Annotated in this window: 5 protein-coding genes; all 5 read left to right on the top strand. The window is 66.6% G+C overall.

Features of this window, described 5'->3' with window-relative positions; all coding sequences use genetic code 11:
• On the top strand, positions 1-1,110 hold a 1,110-nt coding region (locus A5736_RS10155; RefSeq protein ID WP_076245974.1), incomplete at its 5' end, for an MlaD family protein.
• A complete protein-coding gene (locus A5736_RS10150) occupies positions 1,080-1,916 on the top strand; it encodes an Mce protein (protein WP_076245972.1) in 837 nt (278 codons plus the stop codon). The genes A5736_RS10155 and A5736_RS10150, both read left to right, overlap by 31 nt.
• Positions 1,913-2,899 carry an RDD family protein gene (locus tag A5736_RS10145; protein WP_076245970.1) on the top strand — a complete coding sequence of 329 codons (987 nt, stop codon included), beginning with the start codon at positions 1,913-1,915 and terminating at the stop codon, positions 2,897-2,899. Before A5736_RS10150 ends, A5736_RS10145 begins: the two co-directional genes overlap by 4 nt.
• A complete protein-coding gene (locus tag A5736_RS10140; protein WP_076245968.1) occupies positions 2,896-3,450 on the top strand; it encodes a mammalian cell entry protein in 555 nt (184 codons plus the stop codon). Before A5736_RS10145 ends, A5736_RS10140 begins: the two co-directional genes overlap by 4 nt.
• Positions 3,417-4,178, top strand: coding sequence for a mammalian cell entry protein (locus tag A5736_RS10135; protein ID WP_076245966.1), 762 nt, complete (start codon positions 3,417-3,419; stop codon positions 4,176-4,178). Before A5736_RS10140 ends, A5736_RS10135 begins: the two co-directional genes overlap by 34 nt.
• The last annotated feature ends 76 nt before the right edge of the window (positions 4,179-4,254 follow it).

The following is a 4,254-nucleotide window of genomic DNA, read 5'->3' as shown; positions in this document are numbered from 1 at the left end:
GTGTTGCCCAAGGACAAGATCGGCCAGCTGCTGGACGAGACCGCGGAATCGGTCGGCGGGCTGGGGCCCGCCCTGCAACGGTTGGTCGACTCCACGCAGGCGATCGTCGGCGACTTCAGGACCAACATCACCAACGTCAACGACATCATCCAGAACTCCGGGCCGATCCTCGACAGCCAGGTCAATTCGAATGACGCGATCGAGCGTTGGGCGCGCAACTTGAACACGTTGGCCGCGCAGTCGGCCGCGAACGACCAGCACGTGAGAAGCATTCTGTCCCAAGCGGCGCCGACCGCCGATCAGGTCAACGACGTGTTCAACGATGTCCGGGATTCGCTACCGCAGACGCTGGCGAACCTCGAGGTGGTGTTCGACCTGCTCAAGCGCTACCACACCGGTCTGGAACAGGTGCTGGTGTTCCTGCCGCAGGGTGCGTCGATCGCGCAGACGGTGGGCGCGCCGTTCCCGAACCAGGCGGCGCTCGACCTGGGGCTGTCGATCAACTGGCCGCCGCCCTGCCTCACGGGTTTCGTTCCGGCGTCGGAATGGCGGTCCCCGGCCGACACCAGCATGGTGCCGCTGCCGTCGGGCACCTACTGCAAGATCCCGATGGACACGCCGGCCAACAGCGTGCGTGGATCGCGCAACATTCCCTGCGTCGATATCCCGGGTAAGCGGGCCGCCACGCCACGGGAGTGCCGCGACCCCAGGCCGTACGTCCCGGCCGGAACCAACCCCTGGTACGGAGACCCGAACCAGATCCTGACCTGCCCCGCGCCCGCCGCGCGCTGTGACCAGTCGGTGCGGCCGGGCATGGTGATCCCGGCACCGTCGATCAACAACGGAATGAACCCGGCGCCCTCGGACCGGGTCGCCGGGACGCCCCCGCCGACCAGCGACCCGTTGTCGCGGCCGGGATCGGGTACCGTGACGTGCAACGGACAGCAGCCCAACCCGTGTGTCTACACTCCGGGCGGGGGCCCCCCGTCGGCGGTATACAGTCCGCAGAGCGGTCAACTGATAGGGCCCGACGGAGTTAAATGGTCCGTCGAAAACTCGACAAAAACAGGAGACGACGGATGGAAGGAGATGCTGGCGCCGGCCGGCTGAACCCCCCACCGATGCCGATTGCTCGTCGTCTGCGCAGGCTCTCCCGAAGGCCAGGGCGGAAGAACCGTCAGGAATCCGAGGTCGAGGCCGACCAGACCAGCACCGACGTGGCGGCCGAGGATTCGTCGGAATCCGAGGCTGACGAAACCAGCGCCGAGGTGGCCGCGCAGGCGGAGCCCGAGGTGACGGACGAGGCGGAGCCCGAGGGCGACGCGGACCAGCTCGCCGCTGAAGTGACCGCCGGGGATTCGGAGGAATCCGAGGACGCCGCCGTCGAGGGCGGGGATACCGCCGTGGAGCGCCGCCCGTCGCGGCTGGGTCGTCGGGGCTGGGTGGCCGGTATTGCGGCGGCGCTGGTCCTGGCCGCCGGGGGGATCGGGGCCGGCGGCTACCTTGCCCTGCGCTACCACCACGACAGCCAGGCGATCGCGCGCAACAACGCCGCGGCGCTCAAAGCGGCGATCGAGTGTGTTTCGGCGACCCAGGCGCCGGACACCAACGCGATGGTCGCGAGCGAACAGAAGATCATCGACTGTGGCACAGACGCTTTCCGCGCCCAAGCCCTGCTGTACACCAGCATGCTCGTCCAGGCGTACCAGGCTTCGAACATCCACGTGCAGGTGGCCGATGTGCGTGCGGCGGTGGAGCGCAACAACAAAGACGGTTCCATCGACGTACTCGTCGCGATGCGCGTCAAGGTCGCCAGCGACAAGTCGGAGAACGAGACCGGGTATCGGCTGCGGGTGACGATGGCGACCGCGGAGGGGCAGTACAAGATCGCCAAGCTCGACCAGGTGACGAAGTGACGGTGGTGGTCGAGCAGACTCAGGCTAAGACCCAGACCAAGGCGGAAGTCCCGGAGCCACCGCGAAATGCATTGGCGCCCTGGCACATCCGGGCGGGTGCGTTCGCACTCGACGTGCTTCCGGGCGCCGCCATGGTGGCGACGATGGCGTTGGCCGCGCTGACCGTCCGCAAGCACCCGGTCTGGTGGTGGGTGTGCGTCTCGGTCCTCGGCGTGGCCATCCTGCTGACGTTGGTCAACCGGCTGGTGTTGCCGAGCGTCGTCGGCTGGAGCTTGGGGCGTGCGCGGTACGGCATCACGGTGCTACGCCGCGACGGCGAGCCCATCGGGGTGTGGGGGCTGCTGCTGCGCGACCTGGCTCATCTCCTCGACACCGTGTCGGTGGTGGGATGGCTATGGCCGCTTTGGGATTCACGCGGCTGCACCTTCGCCGACATGCTGCTGCGCACCGAGGTCCGCTGGGTCGAACCGGATCGGCGGCCGCCGAACATGCGGCGCTGGAGCGCGGTCGCGGTGATCACCGCCGCGGCGGTGTGCGTCGCGGGCGTCGGCGTGAGCTATCTGGTCGTGTACTCCCGCGATCGGGAGAGCGAACAAACCAGGGCCCAGATCCAGGTGCAGGGGCCGAAGATCGTCGCACAGATGCTCACGTACGACCCGAAGTCGCTGCACGACGACTTTTCCCGCGCCCAATCGCTGGCGACCGACAAATATCGGCACAAGCTCGCCGAACAGCAGGACGTCGTCCAAAAAGGCAACCCGGTCATCAACGAGTACTGGGTGACCGACGGCTCCATCGAATCGGCGACGCCGGACCGGGCGACGATGCTGTTGTTCATGCAGGGGCGGCGCGGCGTGGGGCCCGAGCAGCGCTACATCAGCGCGACAGTGCGCGTGAGTTTCGCCAAAGGCGGCAACGACCGCTGGCTCGTCGACGACCTCACCGTCCTGACCAAACCGAAACCGCCCGGGAACGGGAAATGAGCCCGCGCCGCAAGTTTGCGCCGGGCGAAGACTCGCTACTCGTCGCGCGGCCGCCGACGTCGTACCGGCCGTGGGCGTACCCGCTGATGATCGCCGTTGCCGCGCTCGTCATGGCGGCGGCGGTCACGGTCTCCACCCTGATGCTGATCTCTCATCAGTCCGCCGAACACCAGGCGTCGAAAGACCGCCAGGTGCTCAATTACGTGACGGGTTTCATGACGGAGTTCACTTCCATCGATCCCTTTCACGCCAACAACTACGTAGACCGGATATTGGCCCAAGCGACGGGTGAGTTCGCCAAGCAGTACACCGACAAGGCGAACGAGATCCTGCTCCAGGTCGCGCGCGCCGAACCCGCCACGGGCACCGTCCTGGGCACCGGCGTCGAACGCTGGAACGACGACGGCACCGTCACCGTGATGGTGGCGACGGCGGTCACGTCCAAGTCGCCGGATGAGAAGCAGGTAATCGAGAACACGAATCGGTGGACGGTAACCGCAACGCAGGAAGGGAAGCAGTGGAAGATCAGCAACCTGCTGCAGGTGATCTGACCGAAAAGGCCTCGGAAACTTCGGAAACCCCGGAAGCCAAGGTGGCCAAGGTAACCAAGGAAGCTCAGAGCGACGATTCCGTCGAGCAGGACGAAACCGACTCTGCGGCAACAGAAGCGACCTCGGACGAGGAGGCGGCCGAGGCCGGCGAGGCCGGCGAGGCCGGCGAGACCGTTGCGACGACCAAGCCCAAGCGCTTCCGCTTCAAGCGACTCGGCGGAAAGGGCAGGGCCATTGCCGTCGCGGTGGCGGCGGTGCTCTTCGTCGGTTCCGCGGCGTTTGCGGGTTCGACCCTGCAGCCCTACCTGACCGACCGTGCCACCGCCGCAACCAAACTCAAGGTGGCCCGGACCGCGGCCAACGCGATCACGACCCTGTGGACCTACACCCCGGAGAACATGGACGGCCTGGCCGATCGCGCCGCGACGTACCTCAGCGGCGATTTCGAAGCCCAGTACCGCAAATTCGTCGACTCGATCGTGGCGCCCAACAAGCAGGCGAAAGTGACCAACAGCACCCAGGTCACCGGCGCGGCGGTGGAATCGCTGGATGACCCGAACGCCGTCGTCATCGTGTACACCAACACCACGTCCACCAGCCCGCTGACCAAGAACATCCCGGCGTTGAAGTACCTGTCCTATCGGCTGTTCATGAAGCGCGTGAAGGGGCGCTGGCTGGTGACCAGGATGACGACCATCACCTCCCTGGATCTGACGCCCCGGCCGTAGCGCGGGCCGAAAGACCCTGCATCCCATGGCCGTTACTTCGCCGGTATCGGAGCGATCGACCGTTGCGGCGTTGTTG

Source organism: Mycobacterium sp. SP-6446, from assembly GCF_001954045.1.
In the GTDB taxonomy this organism is placed as follows: Bacteria; Actinomycetota; Actinomycetes; order Mycobacteriales; family Mycobacteriaceae; genus Mycobacterium.
This window is presented reverse-complemented; position numbering and strand designations above follow the sequence as displayed.

What these genes read in the sequence shown, in the direction of transcription:
- A5736_RS10150 (WP_076245972.1), top strand. Translation starts at nt 1,080, where the DNA reads ATGGAAGGAGATGCTGGCGCCGGCCGGCTGAACCCCCCACCGATGCCG.
- A5736_RS10140 (WP_076245968.1), top strand. Translation starts at nt 2,896, where the DNA reads ATGAGCCCGCGCCGCAAGTTTGCGCCGGGCGAAGACTCGCTACTCGTC.